Raw genomic sequence first — 3,289 nt, forward strand, 5'->3', positions numbered from 1 at the left:
GCGGCGGGGGCCAGGTCGGGGCGGCGGGCGAGCAGCCAGGCCGCCGATCTGGGTGTCCGGCTTCGGCTGCCCTACCGCCTGACGGCCTACCGCCTGACGGCCTGCCGCCTGACGGCCGCCTGACGGCCTACCGCCTGACGGCCTGCCGCCTGACGGCCGCCTGACGGCCCGCCGCCTGACGGCCCGCCGCCTGACGGCCCGGCGCCTGACGGCCCGGCCGGTGGCCGCGTGCGTCGTGCGTGTCACGAGGCCGAGCGGCCCCGCCCCGGTCGGGGCGGGGCCGCCGTCGGTCACTTGCCGGCCGTACCGCCGGGGCCGTCCTGATCGCCGGGGCCACCGTGACCGCCGGGCCCCCGGTGGCCGCCCGGGCCGGGGAGGACGCCGGCCTCGACGGCCTTGGTGATCGCGTCGGCCTGCTCCTGGGTGAGCTTGCCGTCCTTGACGGCCTGGGCCAGCCGCTCCTTGAGCGCGGCCTGCCGGTCCTCCGTGGACGGCCGCTCCGGCCGGTCGGCACGGTGCTGCTCGCGGACCTTCTCCAGCGCGGCGGTCACCTTGTCGGTGGAGACGCCCAGCTCCTTGGCGAGAGCCTCGGCGAACTCGCCCTGCCGGTCGGCCTTCGTGGCGCCCGAGCTGTCGGCGGTGCTGCTGGCGCTCGGCGTCGGCGTGCCGCCGTCCGCGGCGAACGCCATCGTCGGGGCCGCGACCCCCAGGCCGAGGACGCCGGCGGTGGCCAGGCCGGCCAGCAGGTGCTTCTTGCGGATCGTGCGGGACATGCTCTCCTCCAAGTGCTCGGTGGTGCTGCGATGTCGTCACCGACCGTGACCAACCTGCCTGGGTGGAACCCATGCCGAAGCTGTCCGCCAGCTGGCAATCCGACGGTGGAATCGGACAAACCGGTTGCCTGGGTACGGGCGCTGGATGAGGGTGATTACTCGCCGTGCCCCGCTCGGCGAGCCGTCCGAGGTCGGCCGAGCGGGAACCCACCCGACGGAAGGCAGGAACCGTGACGTCCACCCTCATCCGGGAACTCCGGATCACCGACCCGCAGGCTGGGCCGTACGGCATCGCCACCGGCCCCGACGGGGCGCTCTGGCTGACCCTGGTCCACGCCGGCGAGATCGCCCGGGTCGACGCGGACGGCTCGGTGCGTCGGTGGCCGGCGGGCGGGCCGGGCAGCAGGCCACTGGTCGTCACGCCCGGTCCGGACGGCGCGCTCTGGTTCACCCGCTCCGGTGACGACCGGATCGGCCGGATCGCCACCGACGGCGAGCAGAGCGCGGTGGCCCTGCCGGCCGGCACCGGCCCCTGCGGCATCGTCGCGGGTCCGGACGGCGCCCTCTGGTACGCCGGGATGAGCTCCGACACCGTCGGCCGGGTGAGCACCGACGGCGCGGTCACCGAGGTGCGGCTGCCGGTGTCCGGGGCGTTCGCCTCGATGGTGGCGGCCGGACCGGACGACGCCGTCTGGTGCACGCTCAACCAGGCGAACGCCATCGCCCGGGTCGGAGTGGACGGCGCGGTACGGGTCTACCCGTTGCCCACCGAGGGCGCGGCGCCGGTCGGTATCACGGCGAGCCTGGACTCGTCGCTCTGGTTCGTGGAGATCGCCGCCGGCCAGGTCGGCCGGATCAGCCTCGACGGTCGGATCGAGGAGTACCCGCTGCCGGACCGCGCTGCCCGACCGCACGCCATCGTCGCCGACGCGGCCGGGGGAGCCTGGTTCACCGAGTGGGCCGGCAACCGGATCGGCCACGTCGACCCGACGGGCCGGGTCGACACCTACGAACTGCCCACCCCGCACTCCGAACCGCACGGGATCACGGTCACGCCCGACGGCGCCGTTTACGCCGCCCTGGAAACCGGCCACGTGGCCCACCTGACCCCCTGAACCCGGCCTCCGACCGCCGCAAGATCGTGCCTGATCCTGGACGTAGTGGGGTCGGGCACGTGCCGAGGCCACTACATCCAGGATGTTGCGCGATCATGCCGCTGTGCACCTCGACGCGCCGCAGGGCGTCGTGGTGGTGCCCTGTCGGGCGGGTGGTTCGCGGGGCCACGGGTGCACGTTTGCGGCCTGGCCGTGCTGCTCCTCCCAGGAGGGACGGCGGGGTCAGGCGACGGCGGGCTGGACGGTGAGGGTGGCCGTCCCGGTGTCGAGGGTGGCCTCCGTGCCGACGGGAACGGTGAGCTGGCCGGGGCCGTGGCCGATCGGCAGGCCGCCGAGCACCGGCACGCCGAGGCCGCCGAGGCGTTCGGTGAGCACGTCGATGATCGTGGTGTCCCAGCCGTCGGCGCAGTCGGTGAACTGCCCGACCGCCACGCCGGCCAACCCGTCCAGCGCGCCGGCCCGGCGTAGCTGGGTGAGCATCCGGTCGACCTTGTACGGGGGCTCCTGCACGTCCTCGATCAACAGCACCGCCCCGGTCAGGTCGGGCAGGTCCGGCGTGCCGAGCGACGCGGTGATCATGCAGAGGTTGCCGCCGAGCAGGACGCCGGTGGCCCGACCGGGGACACGTACCGGGAAGGTCTCCTCGTCGGGCACAGCGGTGACCGTCACCGGCTCGGTCGTCATCAGCGCGGCGTGCAGCGACTCGGCCGAGCGCAGCGGGGTGCGCTCGTCCCGCCAGGCCGCCCCGGGACCGTGCACGCCGGCCAGCCGGGCGCCCCGCCACAGCGCGAACTGCAGCGCGGTGATGTCGGAGAAGCCGGCCACCACCTTCGGGTCGCGGCGGACCGCCGCCATGTCGATGGCGTCCACGACGCGCTGGGCGCCGTACCCGCCGCGGGTGCAGATCACCCCGCGCACCTGGGGGTCGGCGAACGCGGCGTTCAGGTCGGCGGTGCGCAGCTCGTCCGTGCCGGCCAGGTAGCCGTGCCGGGCGTACGCGTTCGGCGCCGGCACCGGCCGCAGACCCCAGCCGGTGAGCAGCTCCATGCCGCGGGCCACCCGCTCCGGCGAGGTCGGCCCGGACGGCGACACCAGCAGCACGGTGTCACCCGGGCGCAGCGCGGGCGGGCGGACGACGGTCAGGTTCTCGCTGATCACAACCGCAGAGACTATCGACCCGCCGTCAGGAAGCCCGGCGCACGTCGGCGCGGCAAGGGGCGAGCGGGCCGCGACCGGTCGAGGGCAGCAAGGGCCGCGCCCGGCCGAGGCCAGCACCGGCCGAGGTCAGCACCGGCCGAGGTCAGCACCGGCCGAGGTCAGCTCCGGCCGAGGCAGCACCGGCCGAGGCAGCACCGGCCGAGGCAGCGCGGGCCGAGGCAGCCCGGCCGCGCGGGGCGGGGC

General features: G+C 75.5%; 3 protein-coding genes. 1 reads left to right on the forward strand and 2 read right to left on the reverse strand.

Going from position 1 to position 3,289, the window contains the following annotated elements; translation table 11 throughout:
* Positions 1-290: 290 nt before the first annotated feature.
* Positions 291-773 carry a hypothetical protein gene (locus DKT68_RS30010; protein WP_109820743.1) on the reverse strand — a complete coding sequence of 161 codons (483 nt, stop codon included), beginning with the start codon at positions 771-773 and terminating at the stop codon, positions 291-293.
* Positions 774-1,003: 230 nt separating this feature from the next.
* Between DKT68_RS30010 and DKT68_RS30015 the strand changes: the two genes are divergently transcribed.
* Positions 1,004-1,888 carry a Vgb family protein gene (locus DKT68_RS30015; protein ID WP_109820744.1) on the forward strand — a complete coding sequence of 295 codons (885 nt, stop codon included), beginning with the start codon at positions 1,004-1,006 and terminating at the stop codon, positions 1,886-1,888.
* Between the two features lie 222 nt (positions 1,889-2,110).
* Here DKT68_RS30015 and DKT68_RS30020 read toward each other — a convergent pair whose 3' ends face one another.
* Entirely contained in the window at positions 2,111-3,046 is a 936-nt protein-coding gene (locus DKT68_RS30020) for a S66 peptidase family protein (protein WP_109820745.1), read from the reverse strand.
* Positions 3,047-3,289: the final 243 nt, after the last annotated feature.

It is taken from the genome of Micromonospora acroterricola (assembly GCF_003172955.1).
Lineage (GTDB): Bacteria > Actinomycetota > Actinomycetes > Mycobacteriales > Micromonosporaceae > Micromonospora > Micromonospora acroterricola.